Source organism: Methylobacterium indicum (assembly GCF_017347565.1).
In the GTDB taxonomy this organism is placed as follows: domain Bacteria; phylum Pseudomonadota; class Alphaproteobacteria; order Rhizobiales; family Beijerinckiaceae; genus Methylobacterium; species Methylobacterium indicum.
The window spans coordinates 181,454-202,273 of the sequence record NZ_AP024145.1 but is presented as its reverse complement, the minus strand read 5'-3'; the positions used below and the strand labels follow the sequence as shown (position 1 = coordinate 202,273).

Genomic DNA, 20,820 nt, shown 5'->3' with positions numbered 1-20,820 from the left:
TTGCAACCCCTCACCCGTCGAGATGGGTCAGGCGATGATCTTGTCGATGGTGATCGGCAGCTCGCGGATCCGCTTGCCGGTGGCGTGGAACACCGCGTTCGCCACCGCCGCCGCCGCGCCGACGATGCCGATCTCGCCCAGTCCCTTGACGCCGAGCGGGCTGACCTTGTCGTCGTGCTCGTCGACGAAGATCACCTCGATGTCGTGGATGTCGGCATTCACCGGCACATGGTACTCGCCGAGATTGTGGTTCATGATCCGGCCGAGGCTGTGGTCGAGCATCGACTCCTCCTCGAGCGCGGCGCCGATCCCCATCACCACCCCGCCCAGGATCTGGCTGCGGGCGGTCTTGAGGTTCAGGATCTTGCCGGCCGCGATGGCGCTCACGATGCGGGTCACCCGCACCACGCCGAGATCCTCGTCGATCTTCACCTCGGCGAAGACCGCCGAGTGGGTGTAGGCCGAGAAGCGCATGTTGGTGAGCATGCTCGGCTTGACCTTCTCGGTCGCCTCGACCCGCTCGACGCCGCCGGCCCGCATCGCCTCGGCGATCGAGACCTTTCGCGCGGGATCGCCCTGGAGCCGGATCTCGCCGCCCGCGAAGGCGACGTGGGCGAAATCGGCATTGGCGAGCGGCGAATCCGCCATGCCGCGGGCGTAGCCGAACAGTTTCTCCGCCACCGTCCGGCAGGCCGCCTGCACGGCCGCACCCGAGGAGGCCGCGGTCCAGGAACCGCCGGCGAGCGGCGCCTCGGGAAGCGCGGTGTCGCCGAGCCGGGTGGTGACGTGGTCGAGGTCGAGGCCGAGGGCGTCGGCGCCGATCTGGGCCAGGATCGTGTAGGTGCCAGTGCCGAGATCGGCGGTGGAGCAGGCGAGTTCGAGCTTGCCGTCGGGCGTGAGCGTGGCGCTCGCGCTCGACTGCATCATCATCGCTTCCCACACTCCGGTCGCCATGCCCCAGCCGACGAGCTCGCGCCCGTCGCGCATCGAGCGCGGCTCCGCCTGGCGCTTGCCCCAGCCGAACTTCGCCGCGCCCTGCTCGTAGGCGGCGCGGAGCGCCTTGGAGGTAAACTCCTTGCCCTCGCCCTCGTCGCGCTCGGCGTAGTTGCGCAGCCGCAATTCCAGCGGATCGACGCCGGTGGCGTAGGCTAGCTCGTCCATCGCCGACTCAAGCGCGAAGATGCCCGTGACCGCGCCCGGCGCCCGCATGTCGGATGGGGTGTAGGTGTCGATCTTGGCGAGCTTGTAGTCGAGGGTGACGTTCGGGCAGTGATAGAGCAGGCCCGACCAGTTGACGACCGCCTCCTGGTAATCCTCGAAGGTCGAGGTGCCGGCCACCGCGTCGTGGGTGAGCGCCTGGAGCCGGCCGTCCTTGTCGGCGCCCAGCGCCACGGTCTGGTAGGTCTCCGGCCGGTAGCCGAAGGTGAACATCTGGTCGCGGGTCAGCACCACCCGAACCGAGCGCTCGAGGTCGAGGGCGGCCGAGACCGCGAGGTAGAGCTGGTATTGCGGCCGCAGGCCCGAGCCGAAGCCGCCGCCGACGTAAGGGGTGATCACCCGCACGTCGTCGGGCTTCAGGTTGAACACGCTGCAGACGTAGCCCTGGGTGTTGTTCACGCCCTGGATCTTATCGTGGACGGTGAGCTTGCCCTTGCCCTCGTACACCACCGTCGAGGCATGCGGCTCCATCGGGTTGTGGTGCTCGATCGCCTGCTTGTATTCCTGGCGCAGCTGGATCGGCGCCGCGTCGTAGGCGCCGGCCGCATCGCCGCGCGGGTCCGGCGGCGGCTTGATGCCGGAGCGCTTCTTGGGCGGCACGTAGGCCGCGTCGCGGTTCTTCGCGAGGTCGGTGTTCGGCACCTCCTCCGCGTAGGTCACCTTGACGAGGCTGGCGCCGTGGCGGGCGAGGTCGAAGCTCTCCGCCACCACCAGCGCCACCGGCTGGCCGCCATAGACGATCTCGGGGCCGTTGAGCGCCCGGAACGGCGAGCCGGGGGGCGCGACCTGATCGCGGTAATTGTAGTCGAGCCAGGCGGTGCGCGGCCGGTTCTCGTGCGTGAACACCTTGATTACGCCCGGCACCGCCTCGGCGGCCCGGGTGTCGATCGCCGTGATGCGGCCCTTGGCGATGGCGCTCGACACGACGACGCCGTGGGCGAGGTCGGGGGCGGTGAACTCCGCAGCGTACTTGGCGGCGCCCGTCACCTTGGCGGGGCCGTCGAGCCGGCTCCGGGCGGTGCCGACATAGTGGGAAGGGGTGGCCATGGGTTACCTCAGGCGATGCGCTTGTCGGTCTGGGATTGCGGCGTGCCGGCGGCGGCCTGGGACAGGCCCCGCACGATGGCGCGCCGCGCCAGTTCGACCTTGAAGGCGTTGTGGGAATAGGGCCGGGCCTCGGCCAGGATCACGTCCGCGGCCTCCCGGAAGGTCTGTTCGGTCGCCGGCTTGCCCTGGAGGCGGGATTCGGCCTCCGCATTGCGCCAGGGCTTGTGGGCGACGCCTCCGAGCGCCAGGCGCGCCGTGCGGATCGTGTCGCCGTCCATCTGGAGGGCGGCGGCCACCGAAACCAGCGCGAAGGCATAAGAAAGCCGGTCGCGCAGCTTCAGGTAGGTGTAATGCTGCGAAAAGTCCTCGTCCGGCAGGTCGACCGAGAGCACGATCTCGCCGTGACGCAGCGTGGTGTCGCGCTGAGGTTCGTCGCCCGGCAGGCGGTGGAACTCGCCGAAGGGAATGCTGCGCCGGCCGTTCGGTCCCTCGACCTGCACGGTGGCATCGAGGGCGGCCAGCGCCACGCACATGTCGGAGGGGTGGGTGGCGATGCAGGTGTCGGAGGCGCCCAGGATCGCGTGGATGCGGTTGACGCCGGTCATCGCCGGGCAGCCGCTGCCGGGCTCCCGTTTGTTGCAGGGCGTGCCCTCGTCGTAGAAATAGTAGCAGCGGGTGCGCTGGAGCAGGTTGCCGCCGGTGGTGGCGGCGTTGCGCAGCTGCGGCGAGGCCCCGGCGAGCAGCGCGCTGGCGAGCAGCGGATAGCGCGCGTTGACCTGCGGGTCGTAGGCGACCGTGGCGTTGGGCACCAGCGCGCCGAGGCGCAGGCCCCCCTCGTGCTCGACGATCTGATCGAGGGGCAGGCGGGTGATGTCGACGATGCGGCCGGGCCGCTCGACGTTGTACTTCATCAGGTCGACGAGGTTGGTGCCCCCGGCGATGAAGCGCGCCGCCGGATCGGCGGCCAGCGCCTGTACGGCCTCCTGGACGGTGCCGGCGCGGGTATACTCGAACCGGTTCATTCCGCGGCCTCCTTGAACGACGAGGTCTTGCTCTTCAGGACGTCCTCGACCGCGTCGACGATGTTGGAATAGGCGCCGCAGCGGCAGATGTTGCCGCTCATGTGCTCGCGGATCTCCTCGCGGGTGCGGGCCCGGCCCTCCTCGATCAGGGCCACCGCCGACATGATCTGGCCCGGCGTGCAGTAGCCGCACTGGAAGGCGTCGTGCTCAACGAAGGCGGCCTGGACCGGGTGCAGGGCGCCCGTGGACAGGCCCTCGATGGTGGTGACCTCGGCCCCGTCCTTCTGCACCGCCAGGGCGAGGCAGGAATTGATCCGCTTGCCGTCGACGATCACCGTGCAGGCGCCGCACTGGCCGTGGTCGCAGCCCTTCTTGGTGCCGGTGAGGTCGAGCTCCTCGCGCAGGAGGTCGAGGAGCGTGGTCCAGGGCGCGACCTGGAGCTGGCGCTCCTGCCCGTTGACCGTGAGGGTGATCGGGATCGTGCCCGTTCGGGCGGAGGTGCCGCTGTCGCTCAGCATGGGCGTGACCGTTTCTCGAAACACGGGGAGCCCGGGGCCGGCGCGCGCCGAGCGAGGCGCGCAACTCCGCCCGGGCTGGCGTACCCGATAACCGTTCCAGGGTGCGGGCGTTCCCCAAGGTCGAACGCCGGGGGTTATGCGGGGGAAAGGTGTCGTGCGAGCCTCGGCGGGACGGCGCATGGGCGCATCCCGGGCCATGCGCCGGAAGCCGCGTCCCACGGCTTCTGGCCGCCCTCCGGCTGGGCTAGTGATGACGCCGTGACGATCGGGCCACCGAGCCCCTATGCAGACCGGAGACACCGCATGGCCGCGCTTGACCGGATCCTCGACGACATCGACCGCGATCTCGACAATTCCCTGGAGCGGCTGTTCGCCTTCCTGCGCATCCCGTCGATCTCGACCGATCCGGCCTACGCGGCGGAGTGCCGGAAGGCGGCGGAGTGGCTGAAGGGCGACCTCGCCGCCATGGGCTTCGAGGTCTCGTTGCGCGAGACCGGCGGCCACCCGGTGGTGCTCGCCCATTACCGCAAGCCCGGCGCCCCCCACGTCCTGTTCTACGGCCATTACGACGTGCAGCCGGTCGATCCCCTGGACGAGTGGGAGACGCCGCCCTTCGCGCCGCGGATGGCGACCCTGGCGGATGGCCGCAAGGTCATCAGCGCGCGCGGCGCCTGCGACGACAAGGGCCAGGTGATGACCTTCGTCGAGGCCTGCCGGGCCTTCAAGGCGATCGACGGCGAGCTGCCGGTCGGCATCACCCTGCTGATCGAGGGCGCGGAGGAGGACGGCTCGAAGTTCCTGCCCGAATGGGTCGCGGCGAACCGCGAGGAGCTGAAGGCCGACGTGGCGCTCGTCTGCGACACCGGGATGTGGGACCGGGACACCCCGGCCATCACCTCGTCGCTGCGGGGGCTGGCCTATTTCGAGGTCACGGTGACGTGCGCCGACCGCGACCTGCATTCGGGCCTGTTCGGGGGGGCTGCCGCCAACCCGATCCGGGTGCTCTCGCGCATCATCGCCGACCTGCACGACGACCAGGGCCGGGTGACCGTGCCGGGCTTCTACGACGGCGTCCACGACACGCCCGACGACGTGCTGGAGCAGTGGCGCGGCCTCGACCTGACCCCCGGGAACTTCCTCGGCACCGTCGGCCTCAACCAGCCCGCCGGCGAGCGCGACCGGATGCTGATCGAGCAGATCCAGTCCCGCCCGACCTGCGACGCCAACGGCATCATCGGCGGCTATACCGGCGAGGGCACCAAGACGGTGATCGCCGCGAAGGCGAGCGCCAAGATCTCGTTCCGCCTCGTCGGCGACCAGGACCCGGAGGCCCTCGACCGCAACTTCCGCGCCTTCGTGCAGGCGCGGATCCCGGCCGATTGCTCGGTCGAGGTCGTCACCCACAAGGGCTCGCGGGCGCTGGCTTTGCCCCACGGCATGCCGGCGCTCGAAGCCGCCAAGGGCGCGCTCGCCGCGGAATGGGGCCGGGCCCCGGTGACCATCGGCTCGGGCGGCTCGATCCCGATCGTCGGCGACTTCAAGCGCACCCTCGGCCTCGACACCCTGCTCGTCGGCTTCGGCCTCGACGACGACCGGGTGCATTCCCCGAACGAGAAGTACGACCTCCAGAGCTTCCACAAGGGCACGCGCTCCTGGGCGCGGATCCTGGTGGCGCTGGCGAAGTAGGACGGCTCATGCCTGCCGCCGCCCGACCGGCGGCAGGTGACCCCGGCGCGCCGCATCGAGCGGGAGAGGCCCCATGGTGCAGCAGAAGGTCATCGGCCTGATCGGCGGGATGAGCTGGGAAAGCTCGGCCGAATACTACCGCATCGTCAACGAGACCGTACGGGCCCGCCTCGGGTCTTTACGCTCGGCGCGCTGCCTGATGTGGTCGTTCGACTTCGGCGAGATCGAAGCCCTGCAGCATGCCGGCCGCTGGGACGAGGCGACCGCCGCGCTGATCGATGCCGCCCGGCGGCTGGAGCGCGGCGGGGCCGATGTCGTGCTGATCTGCACCAACACCATGCACCGCATGGCCGACGAGGTGCAGGCGGCGATCGGCCTGCCCTTGCTGCACATCGCCGACCCGACGGCGGCGCGCATCCGCGCCGCCGGCCTGTCCCGGGTGGGTCTGCTCGGCACCGCCTTCACCATGGAGCAGGACTTCTACAAGGGCCGTCTCGCGACGCGCCACGGCCTCGACGTGCTGGTGCCCGAGGCCGAGGACCGGGCGGAGGTGCACCGGGTGATCTACGAGGAACTGGTCCAGGGACGGGCGCTGCCGGCCTCGCGCGCGGCCTACCGGGCGGTCATCGCCCGGCTGGTGGAGCGGGGGGCGCAAGCGATCATTCTCGGCTGCACCGAGATCATGCTGCTGGTGCGGCCGGAGGACAGCCCGGTGCCGCTGTTCGACACTACGGCGCTGCACGCCGAGGCGGCGGTCGATTGGGCGCTGGCGCCGACGTAAGTCGGGTCGCTACTCGCCGTTCACCAGTCGGCGGCTCAGGTTGTTGTGCCGCTCTGCCAACACTCGAGCATCCACCGTCAGCAAGCGTCCGTCCCGCACCACGATCCGCCCGTTGATGACGCTCAAGGCCACGCCCGGCGGCGCGCAGAACACCAGAGCCGCCACCGGATCGTGCAGGGCGCCGGCGGTGGAGAGCCCGCGCAGGTCGAAGGCGACGCAATCGGCGGCCATGCCGGGGGCGAGCGACCCGATATCGTCGCGCCCCAGCACCTTGGCGCCGCCGAGCGTCGCGATCTCCAGGGCCTGCCGGGCCGTCATCGCGGCCGGGCCGAAGCCGACGCGGGCGAGCAGCATCGCCTGGCGCGCCTCGCCCAGGAGGTGGCCGGCATCGTTCGAGGCCGAGCCGTCGACGCCGAGACCGACGGAAATCCCTTCGCAGCGCATCCGCGGCACCGGGGCGATGCCGGAGGCGAGCCGCATGTTCGAGCACGGGCAATGCGCGACGCCGGTGCCGGTGCGGGCAAACAGCCGGATCCCGGCCTCGTCGAGCTTGACGCAGTGGGCGTGCCAGACATCCGGCCCGACCCAGCCGAGATCGGCGGCGTAGTCGGCCGGCGTCTTCCCGAAGCGCTCGCGGCTATATGCGACGTCGTCCTGGTTCTCGGCGAGATGGGTGTGGAGCGACACCCCGTAGGAGCGGGCGAGCGCCGCCGCATCCCGCATCAGGCCCTCGCTGACCGAGAAGGGCGAGCACGGCGCCACCACGATCCGGCGCATCGCGTAGCGCGCGGGGTCGTGCCAAGTCTCGATCAACCGGCTTGTGTCGGCAAGGATCGCGGCCTCGTCCTCGACCAGCGCATCGGGCGGCAGGCCGCCGGCGCTCTCGCCGAGGCTCATCGCCCCGCGGGCGGCGTGGAAGCGCAGGCCGATCTCGTCCGCCGCCTCGATGCTGTCGTCGAGGCGGCAGCCATTCGGATAGAGGTAGAGGTGGTCGCTCGACGTGGTGCAGCCCGACAGCATCAGCTCGGCCATCGCGACCTGCGTCGAGACCCGCACCATCTCGGGGGTGAGCCGGGCCCAGATCGGATAGAGCGCCTTCAGCCAGCCGAACAGGTCGGCGTCCTGCGCCGCCGGCACGGCGCGGGTGAGCGACTGGAACATGTGGTGGTGGGTGTTGACGAGGCCGGGCATCAGGACGTGGCCGGACAAGTCGATCACCGTATCGGCGCCCTCGGGCAGCGCCTCCGGGCCGCCGACCGCGACGACCCGGTTGTCCTCGATCAGCACGAAGCCGTCGGCGATCTCGCGCCGGTCGGCATCCATGGTGACGACGCACGCGGCGTTGCGCAGGAGAAGCGTGGCCATGCGGGGCTCCGGCGAGGGCGGGCGTCATGCTCGCGTCCGGCCCCGGGCCGGTCAAGCCGTGCTTGACCGTCGGGCAGGGCTCGGGCACCCCGAGGGGGCCCGAAACGGAGGCCCCGCCATGTCGCTCGAGACGCCGCCCGAGACGCCGCGCCTGACCACCCACGTTCTCGACACCGCCCATGGCCGCCCGGCGGCCGGCGTCGCGGTCGGGCTCTGGCGCCTCGCGGAGGGCGGCCGGGAGGAGGTCGCCCGCATCGTCACCAACGCGGATGGCCGCTGCGACGCGCCGCTGCTCTCCGGCGCGGCCTTGCGCCCCGGGAGCTACGAGCTGATCTTCGCGGTCGGGGCGTATTTCGCGAGTGTCGGCGATCTCGGAGCCGGTGACTTCCTCGACGAGGTGCCGGTGCGCTTCGTGGTCCGGCCGGGCCTCGGCCATTACCACGTCCCCCTGCTGATCGCGCCCTATTCCTACAGCACCTATCGGGGCAGCTGAGGCCGGGCCGCCGCCGTCGCGGCGCGTCCTCGGGAGGTCAGAGAACGCCCGCCTTCTGCCAGCCGCGGCGGCGCTCCACGAGGCCGTGCTCGCGGTAATGCAGCAGGGGGTTCACGCCCGCCCGCGCCACGTCCGGGTTGGCCGAGAGATAGCCGCTCGTGCTGAACTCGGCGGACGGGTCCCGTCCCTCGCGCCAGCCGAAATACAGGTAGTGCTCGAACGGATCGCAGCCTTCCGCCGCCACGTCGGGGTTCTTGCCGAGATAGTAGATCGGGTCGAACCCGCCGATGAGAGCGGGCGGGGCGGCCTTGCGGCTCCAATTGACGATGCGCCACAACATCGGACGTCTCGCGGCTCCCTTGGGCGGGCCGAGCGGTGCCGGTATTCGATGACCTAGCGTTCCGCCGGATGCCCTGTCCCTAGGAAGCCTCAATTGCCGTCCCGGTGCAAGGGGCTCGATCGTCGACTTACGATCGGGGCCGGCCTCGGACGCCCCCCTTTTCGTCCGAGGATTATTTTTGCGTTTGCGAGAACGGACGTGTCCTGGCCGAATGCGGGCGAGCGTCGCGGCGGGCCGGAGGCTCGGCATTGCTCCACCGGAAGGAGGACTGGAACCGGACGAGCGGACGGGGCAGGGAGAGGACAGGCGCGAACACGAGGATCTGCCATGCCCCGATACTTCTTCAACACGCAGATCGGCGAGGACGTCATCACCGACCTGAACGGCGAGGAGTTGCGCGATCCCGATCAGGCCTGGGAGGCGTCGCGCTCGATCATCCACGCCATGGTGCAGGACCCGAAGATGGCCGAATCCGGCAACCAGGACCGTCTCCTCGCCGCCACCCTGGTGGTGACCGACGAGGCCGGCGAGGTGGTGCTGGAATTTCCGTTCGCGGAAGCGCTGACGGCCGAGATCGCCCAGGACGAGGCGCCCCGTCTCCATTGAGGTGGCACCTGCCCGACAAGACCCGTTGTCGGTCCTTGGGAACGTGGTCCGGTCCCTTGGCATGACAAATCGCGGCCGCGCCCTACATGACAGGGTGGCGCCTGGGGGCGAGCCGCACCCGGCGGCCCGTTCGGCCCGGCCGCCCCCCGGGGTCGCGGTCCGCCCGCGCCCCGCATGAGGGATGACGTCATGGCGACCCAAGACAGCACGGCCCGCGGACAGGCCGAGACCCGCGCGGCCCGGGCCCAGATGCAGGCCGAGATGGCGGCGCAGGCCTGGGCCGACCTCGCCAGCGCCGAGCGGACCCGCGACGACAACACCGCCCGCCTGAAGGCCCTGCGTCTCGCCCGCGAAGCGGAGGCCGAGGCCGTCGTGGCCGCCAAGCCCGCCCCGAAGGCCCGGGCGAAGAAGGCCACCGTCAAGGCGCGGGCGACCGCCTGACGACGCATCCCGCGCCGACGGCGCGGGGGAGGGGAGCGCCGGGGCCCCGTCCCGGCGCGATGCCTTGGGCACCGCGGCCTCTGGAAGCGGGCCGAGGCGCGGCCGCGAAGCGCTCCGCATCGAGGCTCGTGGCGGCGAGCGGCCTGCCGTCGCGGACCGGCGCGCCACCCGGATCCCATGTCATGACGGCCGCCGGCACGGGAGGGGCAAGCCGCCCTCGTGTCCGTTCGCCGGCTCTCACCGCTGACCGGTCCCGTCCTACCCTCCGATCGGACGCCCGAACCGGCATTCCCCCTCGATGGGAATCCGGTGCCCGAACCGTCCGGTGAGCGGCGGGCGCAAAGGCCCGCCGCCCGATCTCGCTATTCGAGGCTGAGCGCCACGAACCGCACCTCGCCGTCCTTGTTGGCGACGAGGAGCAGCGCCGACTTGCGGCCGTCCTTCTTGATCTGGTCGATGCGGCGGGTGACGTCGGCCGGCGAGCTCACCGCCTCCTGGCCGACCTCGACGATCACGTCGCCGGCCTGGATGCGCTTGTCGGCGGCGTTGGAATTCGGGTCGACCCGGGTGACCAGCACGCCCTTGACGCTGTCCTTCACTCCGAAGCGCTTGCGCCCCTCGTCGGACAGGCCCGAGAGGTTGAGGCCGAGCGCCTGGCGGGTGACGTCGGCCTCCGGCTGCGGCTTGTTCAGCGCGGCCTGCTGCTGGGGCTTGTCGCTGTCCTCCAGGCGGCCGAGCGTGACCTGCTTGGTCTGCTCCTGGCCCTTGCGGATCGTCGTCACGTCCACGACCTTGCCGACCGGGGTCGAGGCGACGATGCGGGGCAGGTCGCTCGAGCTCTTGACGTCGACGCCGTTGAACTTGGTGATCACGTCGCCGACCTCGAGACCGGCGGTCTTGGCCGGGCCCTTGTCGTCGACGCCGGCGATCAGCGCGCCGCGGCCGCCGCCCTTGAGGCCGAGCGCCTCGGCGGTGGTGTCGTCGACGTTCTGGATCCGCACGCCGAGCCAGCCGCGGCGCACCTCGCCGAACTGGCGCAGCTGCTCGATCACCGGGCCGGCGGTGGCGGTGGGGACGGCGAAGCCGATGCCGACGGAGCCGCCGGTCGGCGACAGGATCGCCGTGTTGATGCCGATGACCTCGCCGTCCATGTTGAACAGCGGACCGCCGGAATTGCCCTTGTTGATGGCCGCGTCGGTCTGGATGTAGTTGTCGTAGGGGCCGGACTCGATGTTGCGGCCCCGCGCCGAGACGATGCCCGCCGAGACCGAGCCACCGAGGCCGAACGGGTTGCCGATCGCGATCACCCAGTCGCCCGGCCGCATCTTCTCGGAATTGCCGAGCGGCACCGATTTCAGCGGCCGGTCCGGATCGGGCTTCACCCGCAGCACCGCGAGGTCGATCTTCGAATCCTTGCCGACGATCTCGGCCTTCAGCTTGCGGCCGTCGTGCAGGATCACCTGGATGTCGTTGGCGTCGCCGATGACGTGGTTGTTGGTGACCACGATGCCGGACGAATCGATGATGAAGCCGGAGCCGAGCGAGTTCGAGCGGCGCGGCGCCCGCGGCTGGCTCTCGCCCCCGCCGCCCTGGCCGCGGCGGTTGAAGAATTCCTCGAACAGGTCCTCGAACGGCGTGCCCTGGGGCAGCTGCGGCAGGGTGCGGCCGCGGGTTTCCACGGTGGTGGAGGCCGAGATGTTGACCACCGCATCCGTCACCTGCTCGGCGAGGTCGGCCAGCGAGGCAGGGCCCTTGGCCAGGGCGGCGCCCGGCAGCGACGCGGTGCCGACGGAGAGCGCCAGGAGCGCACCGGCGAGGGCGGGCAGGCGCCGTCTCGCGAAGGCGGAGTTACGGCGCGAGGAAGCGGCCATCTTGGGAACCTCGTTGGGCAATGGGCGTCGAAAGACCGTGACGGCACGGGGAGGCGTCGTCCGCCCCGCCCGAGCGGCCCGGGCAGCTCCGGCCACGGGGACGGGAGCGTGCCTTAAGATCGTCTCCCGGCGAGACGGTTCAAGTCCCGCGACATCTCAGCCGAGAAGCAGGCGCACCACGCCGACCACGACGACGCCCGCCGCCGCCGAGATGAGGCCGACGAGGCGCATCCGCTCCATCGGGGTCTGAGAGGCTTCCTGCATCGCCCGGCGCATCGCCGTCGGGAAGGCGGCGCAGAGCAGGCCCTCGATGGCGAGCGCGAGGCCGAGCGCCGCGGCAAGGTCCTTCACGGCCGCCCCATGGCGCACCGCGCCCCTCCCGTTTCCCCCTGCGGTCGCATCTTGGTGTCGTCTCCGCCCCCGGCCGGCCTCGCGGCCGCCGTCACACGCAAGTGCGCCCCGCCGAGGCGGGGCGCTGGATGTCGTCATCGGTCGATCCGGCCCCGGAGAGGGGCCGGCCGATCACTGGCCGGCGGGCGCCGGGGCCGCGGCGGGCCGGGCCCGGCCCTGCGGATCGTTGAAGTAGCGGAAGAATTCCGAGCCGGGGCTGATCACCAGCCGGGTGTCGGATCCGCTCAGGCCCTTCTCGTAGGCCTGCATCGACCGGTAGAAGGCGAAGAAGTCCGGGTCCTGGCCGAAGGCCTCGGCGAGGATGCGGTTGCGGTCCGCCTCGCCCTGGCCGCGGAGCTGGTCGGCCTTCTGGTTGGCCTCGGCCAGCAGCACCGTCACGTCGCGGTCGGCCCGCGCCTTGATGGTCGCCGCCACCTGGGCGCCGTTGGCGCGCAGGTCCGCCGCCTCGCGCTCGCGCTCGGTGCGCATGCGCTGGTACACCGCCTGCGAGTTCGCCGCCGGCAGGTCGACGCGGGTCAGGCGCAGGTCGACGATCTCGATGCCGAGATTCTTCGCCTGCCGGTTCACCTCTTCCTGGATGCGGTTCATCAGGCCCTCGCGCTGGGTCCGCACGATGGCGTCCCGCGAGGCGCTGGCGAGCACGTTGCGCATCGCCGCGTTGGTGAAGCTGCCCAGACGCTGGTTGGCGACCTGGATGTTGTTCACCGCCTGGTAGAAGCGCAGCGGGTCGATGATTTTGTAGCGGGCGAAGGCGTCGACCTCGAGGTTCTGGCGATCGGCCGACAGGACGGTCTGCACCGGCAGGTCGAGGTCGAGGAGCCGCTTCTCGAACATCGTGACGCTCTCGAGGAACGGCACCTTGAAGTAGAGGCCCGGCTTGTCGGTCCCGGCCTGGTTCAGCACGGTGCGGACCCGGCCGAACTGCAGCACCAGGGCCTGCTGGGTCTGCCCGACCGTGAAGGCCGAGGCGTAGATCACCACCAGGACGAGGGCGCCGAGGACGACGAGGCCGGTGCGGAGGGCGTTGCCGTTCATCGGGCGCTCCCCTGGGCCGAGGTGCCGGGACGGGTGGTGGCGAATTCCTGCAGCGGCAGGACCGGCACCACGCCGGCGGCGGCCGCGCCGGTGCCGGCCGTGGCGCCCTGGTCGATGATCACCTTGTTCACGCCGCCCAGAACCTTCTCCATCGTGTCGAGGAACATGCGCTCGCGGGAGATCGCGGGCGCGAGCTTGTAGGATTCGTAGACCTCGCGGAAGCGCTGGGCCTGGCCGGTCGCCTCGGCGGTGGCCTGGGACTTGAACGCCTCGGCCTGCTGCACCGCCTGCGCGGCGCGGCCGCGGGCCTCGGGCACCATCCGGCTGGCGTAGGTCTCGGCCTCGTTGCGGGCGCGGGCCGCGTCCTGCTGGGCCGCGTTCACGTCGACGAAGGCCTGGCGCACCTCGACGGGCGGGCTCACGCCCTGGAGCTGGACCACGTTGATCAGCACGCCGGCGCCGTAGGAATCGAGCGCCTTCTGGATGATCTGCTGCACCTCCTGCGCCACGCTCGACTGCTCGGTGGTCAGGATCGCCTGGATCTGGCGACGGCCCACCACCTCGCGCATCGCGCTCTCGGCCACCGACTTGATGGTGCCCTCGGGGTTCTGGAGGTTGAACACGAAGTCCTCGGCCTTGGCCGGGTTGACGCGCCACTGCACGTCGAAATCGATGTCGACGATGTTGTCGTCGCCCGTCAGCATCAGGCTCTCCTCGGGCACGTCCCGGGAGCGCTGGGCGCCGATGCCCGACCGGTAGCCGATCTGGATGCTGCGCGACTCGCCGACATTCGGCTTCACCACGGCACCGATCGGGTAGGGGAAGTTGTAGCGCAGGCCTTCGCCGGACTGGCCGGTATAGCGGCCGAACACCGTGTTGATGCCGACCTGGTTGGGCAGCACCGTGTACCAGCCGGTCATCAGCCAGAGCGCCAGCACGACCAGCACCGCCAGGGCCGCGCCCTTGGCGCCAACCGAACCGCCGCCGGGCATCAGGTTGCGCAGACGATCCTGGCTGCGGCGCAGGAGGTCCTCGAGATCCGGCGGCTGGTTGCCGCCGCCCGATCCTCCGCCGCCGCCCCACGGGCCGCCGCCGCCACCGCCGCCCGAGCCGCCGCCCCAGGGACCGCCGCCATTGCCGCCCCGGTTGCCCCAGGGACCACCCCCGTTGCCGCCGCCGCTACCGCCGCTCTGATTGCTCCAAGGCATGCTCGCCCACGTCCTTTCCCGGCCGGCACGCCCCGCGCTGTCTCTCGCGTCCCGCGCGGCACTCGCATTGCTCTGGCACTCGCTCCCTTGCGATATCGGCTGAGCCCCACGCGAAAGCAACCTCCGGGGCCGCCCCAATTCTCAAGGTTTGCGCGCTGCAGCGGGAGTACCATCGCCGCACCCGCGGAATTGAGATGGCCGCGCCGTCTCAGACGTGCCGCTCTCAGACGTGCCGTTCTCGGGCGTTTCGCTCGAGCGTCGCGAACCGGAAGGCATGCTCGTCCTCCGGTCCGGCCGGATGCGCCTCGGCCGCGACCTCGCGGAAATCCGGGGGGACCTCCGGGAACCGGGCGTCGCCGTCGGGCGCCGTGTCGACCTCGGTGATCTGGATGCGGCCGGCCCGCGGCAGGGCGAGCGCGTAGATCTCGGCGCCGCCCGCCACCATCACCTCCTCGACCGGGCCGGCGAGCCGCAGGGCCTCGTCGAGGCTTCCCGCCCGCTCAGTGCCCGGCGCGGTCCAGGCGGGATCGCGGGTCATGACGATCACCCGCCGGCCGGGCAGGGGCCGGCCGATCGAGTCCCAGGTCTTGCGGCCCATCACCACCGGCTTGCCCATGGTGAGGGCGCGGAAGCGCCGGAGGTCGCTGCGCAGGCGCCAGATCAGCGCGTTGTCGCGGCCGATGACGCCGTTGCGGGCGACCGCGACGATCAGGGTGACGAGGGGAGGGGACATCCTACACCGCCACCGGGGCCCGGATCGCCGGATGCGGGTCGTAGCCCTCGATGGCGATGTCGTCGTAGCGGAACGCGAACAGCGAGCGCACCGAGGGGTCGAGGCGCAGGTGCGGCAGCGGGCGGATCTCGCGGGAGAGCTGCTCGCGCGCCTGCGTGATGTGGTTGGAATAGAGGTGCGCGTCGCCCAGCGTGTGGACGAAGTCGCCGGGCACGAGGTCGAGCACCTGCGCCATCATGTGGGTGAGGAGCGCGTAGGACGCGATGTTGAACGGGACGCCGAGAAACACGTCGGCCGAGCGCTGGTAGAGCTGGAGCGAGAGCCGGCCGTCGGCGACGTAGAATTGGAACAGGCAGTGGCAGGGGGCGAGCGCCATGCGGTCGAGGTCGGCCGGGTTCCAGGCCGAGACGACGAGGCGGCGCGAATCCGGGTTGCGGCGGATCTCGTCGAGCACCCAGGCGATCTGGTCGACGCTGCCGCCGTCGGGCTTGGCCCAGGAGCGCCATTGCCGGCCGTAGACCGGGCCGAGATCGCCGTGCTCGTCGGCCCACTCGTCCCAGATCGTGACCCCGTTCGCCTGCAGGTAGGCGACGTTAGTGTCGCCGGCGAGGAACCACAGGAGCTCGTGGATGATCGACTTCAGGTGCAGCCGCTTCGTCGTCACGAGGGGAAACCCCTCGGCGAGGTCGAACCGCATCTGGTGCCCGAACACCGAGAGGGTGCCGGTGCCGGTGCGGTCGTGCTTCTCGACGCCGTCGTCGAGGATGCGCTGGAGGAGGGCGTGGTAGGGGCGCATGGCGGGCCTCCGCGTGAAGAGAGGATTCGGGGCGCCGCGCGGCGCTCGGGAAGCCCCTCTGTGTCGATGCGTCGGTGGAGGAACGGTTCCCGGCCGGCCGCGTGATGCTCCAGGATAGCGCGTCGCCGCTCCGGGCGTGAGACGGTCGGCGGCGGATTCAGCCCGTGCTCCACACCCGCGCCAGCACCACGGCGCCGTTGCTGAGCGCGTGAAGCGCGATGCAGGGCCACAGGCTGCCGGTCCACAGCCGCATCGCCCCGAGCGCTACGCCGAGCGGCAGGACCGAGACCGGCTGGAGCAGCCCGCGCTCGGCATGGCAGAGGCCGAAGACCAGGGCGCCGACCGCGACCGTGGCGGCCGGCGGCAGGAGGGAGCGGAGGCGCGAAAAGAGGTCGCCGCGAAACAACATCTCTTCGGCGAATGGCGCCAGCACCACCAGCCACAGCGTCCAGGCGAGAAACACCTCCCCGGTGAGGAACGGCGACAGGCGCCAGGCCCGGACCGGCGTCGTCCCCGAGGCGAGCAGGAGCCCCGCCGTCCAGGCGACCTGGAGCGGCGGCCAGAGAATCAGCGTGAGCACCGCGCGCCGGGGCAGCGCCGGCCGGGCGAAGCCGACCCGTCCCGGCGCGAACCGGGCGGCGGCGAGCACCAGGAGCGCCAGGGCGGCGTGGGGCAGCACCGTGACGGCGAGCGCCGCCCGCTCGGCTCCGGTCAGGTCCGGGAACGGCAGGAGGCCGGGCGGCAGGGCGGGCAGGCGGCGGGCGAGGGCGAGCGCGCCGAGAACGAGGCCGAGGGCGGCCAGTTGAAGCAGCAGCGCCCGCAGGATCGCCGCCGCGACGGCCCAGGCCCGACGAGGGCCGCGGCCGGGCTTCGGCGGCCCGATTCCGGGCGCCGGGGCCACGCTTTGCGAAACGGACGCAGAATGGTGCGGGGCGGGCTTCAAAAGCGGCACGGAACCCCCTATATTCGCTTTGCCGGTCGCGAGGCCGGCTATGGCGATAAACGTTCTTCGGAATAAACCTATCGGACCCGGGGGCGGTACCCGGCGCCTCCACCCAAGCCCGGAACGGCCCGTTCGGTTCGGGCTTCGGCGGGGGCGAAATAGGATCGACGAGGGCGTAAAGGTTGAGCTTTCGCTCGGCATGGTTCCGCCGTTATCGGGCCAATGCAATAGTTGCCAACGACAACTTTGCTCCGGTGGCGGTGGCCGCGTAAGCGGTCCCCAATACCAAACGAAGTCCTACCGGGTAGCACCGAATAGGCGGGGTTCGGAGGCACCTGGCAACAGAAGCCTCCACTTCGAATTCTCTTCCCGCGAGCGATGCGGCGCCAGGCAACGGTTGATGGCAGACGATCTGATTCGCTACGATCTCCTGGTGCAGGATGCCCTGCGCAACGTCGTGCGCAAGGTTCTGGGCGATGCGGCGCGCGACGGCCTGGCCGGCGAGCACCATTTCTACGTCTCGTTCCGGACCGACTATCCCGGCGTGCGGGTCTCGCAGCGCCTGCGGGAAAAGTACCCGCAGGACATGACGATCGTCCTCCAGCACCAGTTCTGGGACCTCGGCGTCACCGAGCACACCTTCGAGGTCGGCCTGTCCTTCTCCGGCGTGCCGGAGCGGCTGCTGGTGCCGTTCGAGGCCGTGACCGGCTTCTTCGACCCCTCGGTGCAGTTCGGCCTGAAGTTCGAGCTGAACGACGGCACCGCGACCGCCGAGGACGCGGCCCCGACCCCGGCCCCCTCGCCCCTGCGGGCGATCCGTGGCGCCGGCTCGGAGCCGAGCGAGTCGCTGCCCAAGGTCCCGGCGATCGGCTGCAACGTGCCCAAGATCCTGCCGGCCGCCAAGATCGACCCCAAGGCCGACGCCAAGAGCGCCGCCGCCAAGAGCGCCGACGCCAAGAGTCAAGCCAAGGACGGCAAGGACGAGGCGGAGAGCGAGGCGAAGCCCGACGAGGCCGCCGAGCGGACCGACGCTCCCCAGGAGGGCGCCTCGGTGGTCAGCCTCGACGCGTTCCGCAAGAAGAGCTGAGCGCGGCGGCCGACTGGGTGTCGGGTTCGCTCGAACCGTCTTGGATATTCCCCTCGTCATTCCGGGGCCGCGCCGCGGAGCCCGGAATCCAGACGCTCCGGTAGGAAAGAATGGAGCGGCACGCTGTCCGCTCTTTCCTGTCCCGTCGGTGGTTCTGGATTCCGGGCTCCGCTTTCGTGGCCCCGGAACGACTCCGAGGGGCCGTCCGCGGTCGAGCGAGATCCCTCAGCCCCGCGCCGTCACCCGCATCCGCAGGCCGTCCTGCGGCCGGAGCGTCACCCGGTGCAACGGCACCACCGGCCCGGCCTCCGGCGCCCGGTCGAGGCGCACGGCGTGCAGGACATGGGCGAGCACCAGCGTCGCCTCCATCACCGAAAAACTCGCGCCGATGCAGACCCGCGGGCCGGCCCCGAAGGGCAGGTAGGCGTAGCGGTCGATCCGGGCGCGGTTCTCCGGCAGGAAGCGCTCGGGCATGAAGGCGTCGGGCTGGTCCCACAGCCGGCGGTGGCGGTGCAGCACGTAGGGGGCGACCGTCACCAGCGAACCGCGCGGGATCTTGATCCGGCCGATCCGGTCCTCGGCGAGCGCCTGCCGGCTCATGAACGGCACCGGCGGGAACAGGCGCATCGCCTCCTCCAGGGCCGCCTTGGTGCGGGGAAGGGCGTCCATGCCCGGGGCCGGGCTCTCGGCGAAGGCCGCATCGATCTCCGCCTCGACCGTCTCGCGCGCCGTCTCGTCCTGCGACAGGCAGTAGAGCGTCCAGGTCAGGGCGTTGGCGGTGGTCTCGTGGCCGGCCCCGATGAAGGTGACGATGTTGGCCCGCACCTCCAGGTCCGAGAGGCCGCGGCCGGTCTCCGGGTCCTGCGCCTTCAGGAGCAGGGTCAGGAGGTCGTGCGGGGCCTCGGCCCCCGAGGCGACGAGGGCGCGGCGGCGCTCGATCAGCTCGTCCACCACCTCGGCGAAGAAGCGGAGCGCCGGCCGCGCCTTGAGCCGGCCGATCCGCGGCAGCCAGTCGGGCATGCCGAACACGTCGAGGGGGTCGATCGGCCCGAGCGCCTCGAAGTAGCGGGTGATGGCGCGCCCGAGCGCGTCGGGCTCGCGGGCCAGCCCATGGGTGAAGATGGTGCGTTCCAGCACGTCGAGGGTGACGCGGGTCATCTCGAGGGCCGCGTCGACGCTCTGGCCGTCCCGCTTCTTCAGCCGGCGGGCGAGGCGGGCGGCGGCCTCCGCCATCGGCGCCTCGAAGCCGGCGACGTGGCGGGGCGAGAAGATCGGCGCCAGGGTGCGCCGCTGCAACCGCCATTCGTCGCCCTCGGCGGTCAGCAGCCCGTTACCGAGGCCCGGCGCCAGCACCCGGCGCTGGAGGTCGTCCTTGCGGTAGTTGGCGGCGTTGTCGACCATCACGTGGCGGATCGCCGAGGGCTCGCTCACCACCGTGACCCGGCCGAGCGCGCCCTCGCCGGTGACGATCGGCTTCTCGAAATGTTCTTCGTACCAGGTGGTCAGCGGGTTGGCGCGGGCGGCGCGCAGGAAGGCGAACAGCCCCATCGGCTCGGTCCGCGGGCGGGGCACGGCGGGGCGGAAGGGGGCGGCCGGGGCCGCCGCAGGCGAGAGCATCCGGACTCCTTCGCGGAACGGGCGCGGAAAACAGGTGCGCGTCGGCGGGGGTGATTCGAGGCCTGTGAGGGCATCGCACAATCGCCGCTCATGGCTTAAGTAGGCGCCGTTTCGCACCGCCAAAGAGGCCACAATGTCGCCGACCGAGACAACCACCCGTACGGAATCCGATACGTTCGGGCCGATCGAAGTCCCGGCGCACCGCTACTGGGGTGCCCAGACCCAGCGCTCGATCCAGAACTTCCGCATCGGGACCGAGCGGATGCCGGCGCCCCTCGTCCACGCGCTCGGTCTCGTCAAGCAGGCCGCCGCCCTGGTGAACCGCGACCTCGGCGTGCTGGAGCCGAAGATCGCCGAGGCGGTCGCGGCCTCCGCCGCCGAGGTGGTCGAGGGCAAGCACGACGACGAGTTCCCGCTGGTGGTCTGGCAGACCGGCTCGGGCACCCAGTCGAACATGAACGCCAACGAGGTCATCGGCAGCCTCGCCAACGAGCGTCTCGGCGGCAAGCGCGGCGGCAAGTCGCCGGTGCATCCCAACGACCACGTCAACCGCGGCCAGTCCTCGAACGACGTCTTCCCGACCGCGATGCACATCGCCGTGGCGCGCGAGATCAACGACCGGCTGATGCCGGCGCTCCAGCACCTGCACGCCGCCCTCGACGCGAAGTCCAAGGAATTCGGCGAGATCGTCAAGATCGGCCGCACCCACCTCCAGGACGCGACCCCGGTCACGCTCGGCCAGGAATTCTCCGGCTACGCCGCGCAGGTGGCGCTGGGTGGTGCCCGCGTCGGCGCGACCCTGCCGGGCGTGCTGGCGCTGGCGCAAGGCGGCACGGCGGTCGGCACCGGCCTCAACGCGCATCCGGAGTTCGCCGAAAAGTTCGCCGCCAAGGTGGCGGAGCTGACCGGGCTGCCCTTCACCTCGGCCGAGAACAAGTTCGAGGCGCTGGCGACCCACGACGCCCTGGTCTTCACGCAGGGCGCGCTCAACGCGCTGGCGAGCGGCCTGTTCAAGATCGCCAACGACATCCGGCTGATGGGCTCGGGCCCGCGCTCGGGCCTCGGCGAGATCTCGCTGCCCGAGAACGAGCCCGGCTCGTCGATCATGCCCGGCAAGGTCAACCCGACCCAGGCCGAGGCGCTGACGATGGTGTGCTGCCAGGTGGTCGGCAACGGCACCACCGTGTCGATGGCCGGCAGCCAGGGCCACCTGGAGCTCAACGTCTACAAGCCGGTGATCGCCAATGCGGTGCTGCAATCGGTGCGGCTCCTGGCCGACGCCGCGGTGAGCTTCGCCGACAATTGCGTCGTCGGCATCAAGCCGAACCGCGACCGCATCGCCGACCTGATGAGCCGTTCGCTGATGCTCGTCACCGCGCTCGCGCCCTCGATCGGCTACGACAAGGCCGCCGAGATCGCCAAGACCGCGCACAAGAACGGCACCACGCTGAAGCAGGAGGCGCTGCGCCTCGGCTACGTCACCGAGGCGCAGTTCGACGCGGTGGTGCGGCCCGAGGACATGCTGGCGCCGAGCGCCGAATAACCCCAATCTGACATCCGCCCCGCGCAGCGTCCGGCCGCGCGGGGCGTTTCCATCACGGG

Annotated in this window: 20 protein-coding genes and 1 other RNA gene; 8 read left to right on the top strand and 13 right to left on the bottom strand. The window is 71.0% G+C overall.

Annotated features, from left to right (window positions below; translation table 11 throughout):
* Window positions 1-27: 27 nt before the first annotated feature.
* From miv_RS01005 to miv_RS00995, 3 genes are read right to left on the bottom strand one after another with little or no spacing between them, the layout of a single operon-like run.
* Window positions 28-2,265 (bottom strand): xanthine dehydrogenase family protein molybdopterin-binding subunit, encoded by a 2,238-nt coding sequence (locus tag miv_RS01005; RefSeq protein WP_207180962.1) that lies wholly within the window; start codon window positions 2,263-2,265, stop codon window positions 28-30.
* Window positions 2,266-2,273: 8 nt separating this feature from the next.
* Window positions 2,274-3,287 carry an FAD binding domain-containing protein gene (locus miv_RS01000; RefSeq protein WP_207180960.1) on the bottom strand — a complete coding sequence of 338 codons (1,014 nt, stop codon included), beginning with the start codon at window positions 3,285-3,287 and terminating at the stop codon, window positions 2,274-2,276.
* Entirely contained in the window at window positions 3,284-3,805 is a 522-nt protein-coding gene (locus miv_RS00995; RefSeq protein WP_058619016.1) for a (2Fe-2S)-binding protein, read from the bottom strand. The genes miv_RS01000 and miv_RS00995 overlap by 4 nt, the downstream gene beginning before the upstream one ends.
* A gap of 303 nt (window positions 3,806-4,108) precedes the next feature.
* Between miv_RS00995 and miv_RS00990 the strand changes: the two genes are divergently transcribed.
* Together miv_RS00990 and miv_RS00985 are read left to right on the top strand one after the other, a co-directional pair.
* Entirely contained in the window at window positions 4,109-5,491 is a 1,383-nt protein-coding gene (locus miv_RS00990; RefSeq protein WP_207180958.1) for a M20/M25/M40 family metallo-hydrolase, read from the top strand.
* 73 nt (window positions 5,492-5,564) lie between these two features.
* Complete coding sequence (locus tag miv_RS00985) at window positions 5,565-6,272, top strand: aspartate/glutamate racemase family protein (RefSeq protein WP_207180956.1); 708 nt, start codon at window positions 5,565-5,567, stop codon at window positions 6,270-6,272.
* A 9-nt stretch (window positions 6,273-6,281) separates the two neighbouring features.
* On the opposite strand, the gene miv_RS00980 is transcribed toward miv_RS00985, so the two are convergent.
* The gene (locus miv_RS00980) at window positions 6,282-7,637 is read right to left on the bottom strand and encodes an 8-oxoguanine deaminase (protein ID WP_207180954.1); all 1,356 of its coding nucleotides are present in this window, start codon (window positions 7,635-7,637) and stop codon (window positions 6,282-6,284) included.
* A 118-nt stretch (window positions 7,638-7,755) separates the two neighbouring features.
* On the opposite strand from miv_RS00980, the gene uraH reads away from it, so the two are divergent.
* Window positions 7,756-8,130 (top strand): hydroxyisourate hydrolase, encoded by a 375-nt coding sequence (gene uraH, locus miv_RS00975; RefSeq protein WP_207180952.1) that lies wholly within the window; start codon window positions 7,756-7,758, stop codon window positions 8,128-8,130.
* A 37-nt stretch (window positions 8,131-8,167) separates the two neighbouring features.
* Here the strand turns inward: uraH and miv_RS00970 are convergent, their stop codons facing one another.
* Entirely contained in the window at window positions 8,168-8,470 is a 303-nt protein-coding gene (locus miv_RS00970; RefSeq protein ID WP_048426461.1) for a hypothetical protein, read from the bottom strand.
* Window positions 8,471-8,797: 327 nt separating this feature from the next.
* Between miv_RS00970 and miv_RS00965 the strand changes: the two genes are divergently transcribed.
* A complete protein-coding gene (locus miv_RS00965) occupies window positions 8,798-9,076 on the top strand; it encodes a DUF6894 family protein (protein ID WP_048426460.1) in 279 nt (92 codons plus the stop codon).
* A 189-nt stretch (window positions 9,077-9,265) separates the two neighbouring features.
* Complete coding sequence (locus tag miv_RS00960; protein ID WP_048426459.1) at window positions 9,266-9,517, top strand: hypothetical protein; 252 nt, start codon at window positions 9,266-9,268, stop codon at window positions 9,515-9,517.
* A gap of 362 nt (window positions 9,518-9,879) precedes the next feature.
* Here miv_RS00960 and miv_RS00955 read toward each other — a convergent pair whose 3' ends face one another.
* The 7 genes from miv_RS00955 to miv_RS00925 all read right to left on the bottom strand — a co-directional run bounded on the left by miv_RS00955 (window position 9,880) and on the right by miv_RS00925 (window position 16,472).
* Window positions 9,880-11,388 carry a Do family serine endopeptidase gene (locus tag miv_RS00955; RefSeq protein ID WP_048426458.1) on the bottom strand — a complete coding sequence of 503 codons (1,509 nt, stop codon included), beginning with the start codon at window positions 11,386-11,388 and terminating at the stop codon, window positions 9,880-9,882.
* Window positions 11,389-11,544: 156 nt separating this feature from the next.
* Window positions 11,545-11,739, bottom strand: coding sequence for a DUF2065 family protein (locus miv_RS00950; protein ID WP_048426471.1), 195 nt, complete (start codon window positions 11,737-11,739; stop codon window positions 11,545-11,547).
* A 171-nt stretch (window positions 11,740-11,910) separates the two neighbouring features.
* Complete coding sequence (gene hflC / locus miv_RS00945) at window positions 11,911-12,834, bottom strand: protease modulator HflC (RefSeq protein WP_207180948.1); 924 nt, start codon at window positions 12,832-12,834, stop codon at window positions 11,911-11,913.
* Entirely contained in the window at window positions 12,831-14,042 is a 1,212-nt protein-coding gene (gene hflK, locus miv_RS00940; protein ID WP_207180946.1) for an FtsH protease activity modulator HflK, read from the bottom strand. Before hflK ends, hflC begins: the two co-directional genes overlap by 4 nt.
* A gap of 223 nt (window positions 14,043-14,265) precedes the next feature.
* Window positions 14,266-14,775 carry a dihydrofolate reductase gene (locus tag miv_RS00935; protein ID WP_207180944.1) on the bottom strand — a complete coding sequence of 170 codons (510 nt, stop codon included), beginning with the start codon at window positions 14,773-14,775 and terminating at the stop codon, window positions 14,266-14,268.
* A 1-nt stretch (window position 14,776) separates the two neighbouring features.
* On the bottom strand, window positions 14,777-15,571 hold the full coding sequence (locus miv_RS00930) for a thymidylate synthase (RefSeq protein ID WP_207180942.1): 795 nt from the start codon (window positions 15,569-15,571) through the stop codon (window positions 14,777-14,779).
* A gap of 157 nt (window positions 15,572-15,728) precedes the next feature.
* Window positions 15,729-16,472, bottom strand: coding sequence for a CPBP family intramembrane glutamic endopeptidase (locus miv_RS00925; RefSeq protein WP_207180940.1), 744 nt, complete (start codon window positions 16,470-16,472; stop codon window positions 15,729-15,731).
* Between the two features lie 33 nt (window positions 16,473-16,505).
* Between miv_RS00925 and ssrA the strand changes: the two genes are divergently transcribed.
* Window positions 16,506-16,870: a transfer-messenger RNA gene (gene ssrA, locus miv_RS00920) on the top strand.
* Window positions 16,871-16,914: 44 nt separating this feature from the next.
* Window positions 16,915-17,601 (top strand): SspB family protein, encoded by a 687-nt coding sequence (locus miv_RS00915; protein ID WP_207180937.1) that lies wholly within the window; start codon window positions 16,915-16,917, stop codon window positions 17,599-17,601.
* Between the two features lie 225 nt (window positions 17,602-17,826).
* Here miv_RS00915 and miv_RS00910 read toward each other — a convergent pair whose 3' ends face one another.
* The gene (locus miv_RS00910; protein WP_207180935.1) at window positions 17,827-19,218 is read right to left on the bottom strand and encodes a cytochrome P450; all 1,392 of its coding nucleotides are present in this window, start codon (window positions 19,216-19,218) and stop codon (window positions 17,827-17,829) included.
* Window positions 19,219-19,351: 133 nt separating this feature from the next.
* On the opposite strand from miv_RS00910, the gene fumC reads away from it, so the two are divergent.
* Window positions 19,352-20,761 carry a class II fumarate hydratase gene (gene fumC, locus miv_RS00905; RefSeq protein ID WP_207180927.1) on the top strand — a complete coding sequence of 470 codons (1,410 nt, stop codon included), beginning with the start codon at window positions 19,352-19,354 and terminating at the stop codon, window positions 20,759-20,761.
* Window positions 20,762-20,820: the final 59 nt, after the last annotated feature.

Coding starts and splice junctions, on each gene's coding strand:
- miv_RS00930 (WP_207180942.1), bottom strand. CDS start 15,571: ATGCGCCCCTACCACGCCCTCCTCCAGCGCATCCTCGACGACGGCGTC.
- miv_RS00995 (WP_058619016.1), bottom strand. CDS start 3,805: ATGCTGAGCGACAGCGGCACCTCCGCCCGAACGGGCACGATCCCGATC.
- miv_RS00980 (WP_207180954.1), bottom strand. CDS start 7,637: ATGGCCACGCTTCTCCTGCGCAACGCCGCGTGCGTCGTCACCATGGAT.
- miv_RS00935 (WP_207180944.1), bottom strand. CDS start 14,775: ATGTCCCCTCCCCTCGTCACCCTGATCGTCGCGGTCGCCCGCAACGGC.
- miv_RS00970 (WP_048426461.1), bottom strand. CDS start 8,470: ATGTTGTGGCGCATCGTCAATTGGAGCCGCAAGGCCGCCCCGCCCGCT.
- fumC (WP_207180927.1), top strand. CDS start 19,352: ATGTCGCCGACCGAGACAACCACCCGTACGGAATCCGATACGTTCGGG.
- hflC (WP_207180948.1), bottom strand. CDS start 12,834: ATGAACGGCAACGCCCTCCGCACCGGCCTCGTCGTCCTCGGCGCCCTC.
- miv_RS00985 (WP_207180956.1), top strand. CDS start 5,565: ATGGTGCAGCAGAAGGTCATCGGCCTGATCGGCGGGATGAGCTGGGAA.
- miv_RS00910 (WP_207180935.1), bottom strand. CDS start 19,218: ATGCTCTCGCCTGCGGCGGCCCCGGCCGCCCCCTTCCGCCCCGCCGTG.
- miv_RS00915 (WP_207180937.1), top strand. CDS start 16,915: ATGGCAGACGATCTGATTCGCTACGATCTCCTGGTGCAGGATGCCCTG.
- miv_RS01005 (WP_207180962.1), bottom strand. CDS start 2,265: ATGGCCACCCCTTCCCACTATGTCGGCACCGCCCGGAGCCGGCTCGAC.
- hflK (WP_207180946.1), bottom strand. CDS start 14,042: ATGCCTTGGAGCAATCAGAGCGGCGGTAGCGGCGGCGGCAACGGGGGT.
- miv_RS00955 (WP_048426458.1), bottom strand. CDS start 11,388: ATGGCCGCTTCCTCGCGCCGTAACTCCGCCTTCGCGAGACGGCGCCTG.
- uraH (WP_207180952.1), top strand. CDS start 7,756: ATGTCGCTCGAGACGCCGCCCGAGACGCCGCGCCTGACCACCCACGTT.
- miv_RS00990 (WP_207180958.1), top strand. CDS start 4,109: ATGGCCGCGCTTGACCGGATCCTCGACGACATCGACCGCGATCTCGAC.
- miv_RS00960 (WP_048426459.1), top strand. CDS start 9,266: ATGGCGACCCAAGACAGCACGGCCCGCGGACAGGCCGAGACCCGCGCG.
- miv_RS00965 (WP_048426460.1), top strand. CDS start 8,798: ATGCCCCGATACTTCTTCAACACGCAGATCGGCGAGGACGTCATCACC.
- miv_RS01000 (WP_207180960.1), bottom strand. CDS start 3,287: ATGAACCGGTTCGAGTATACCCGCGCCGGCACCGTCCAGGAGGCCGTA.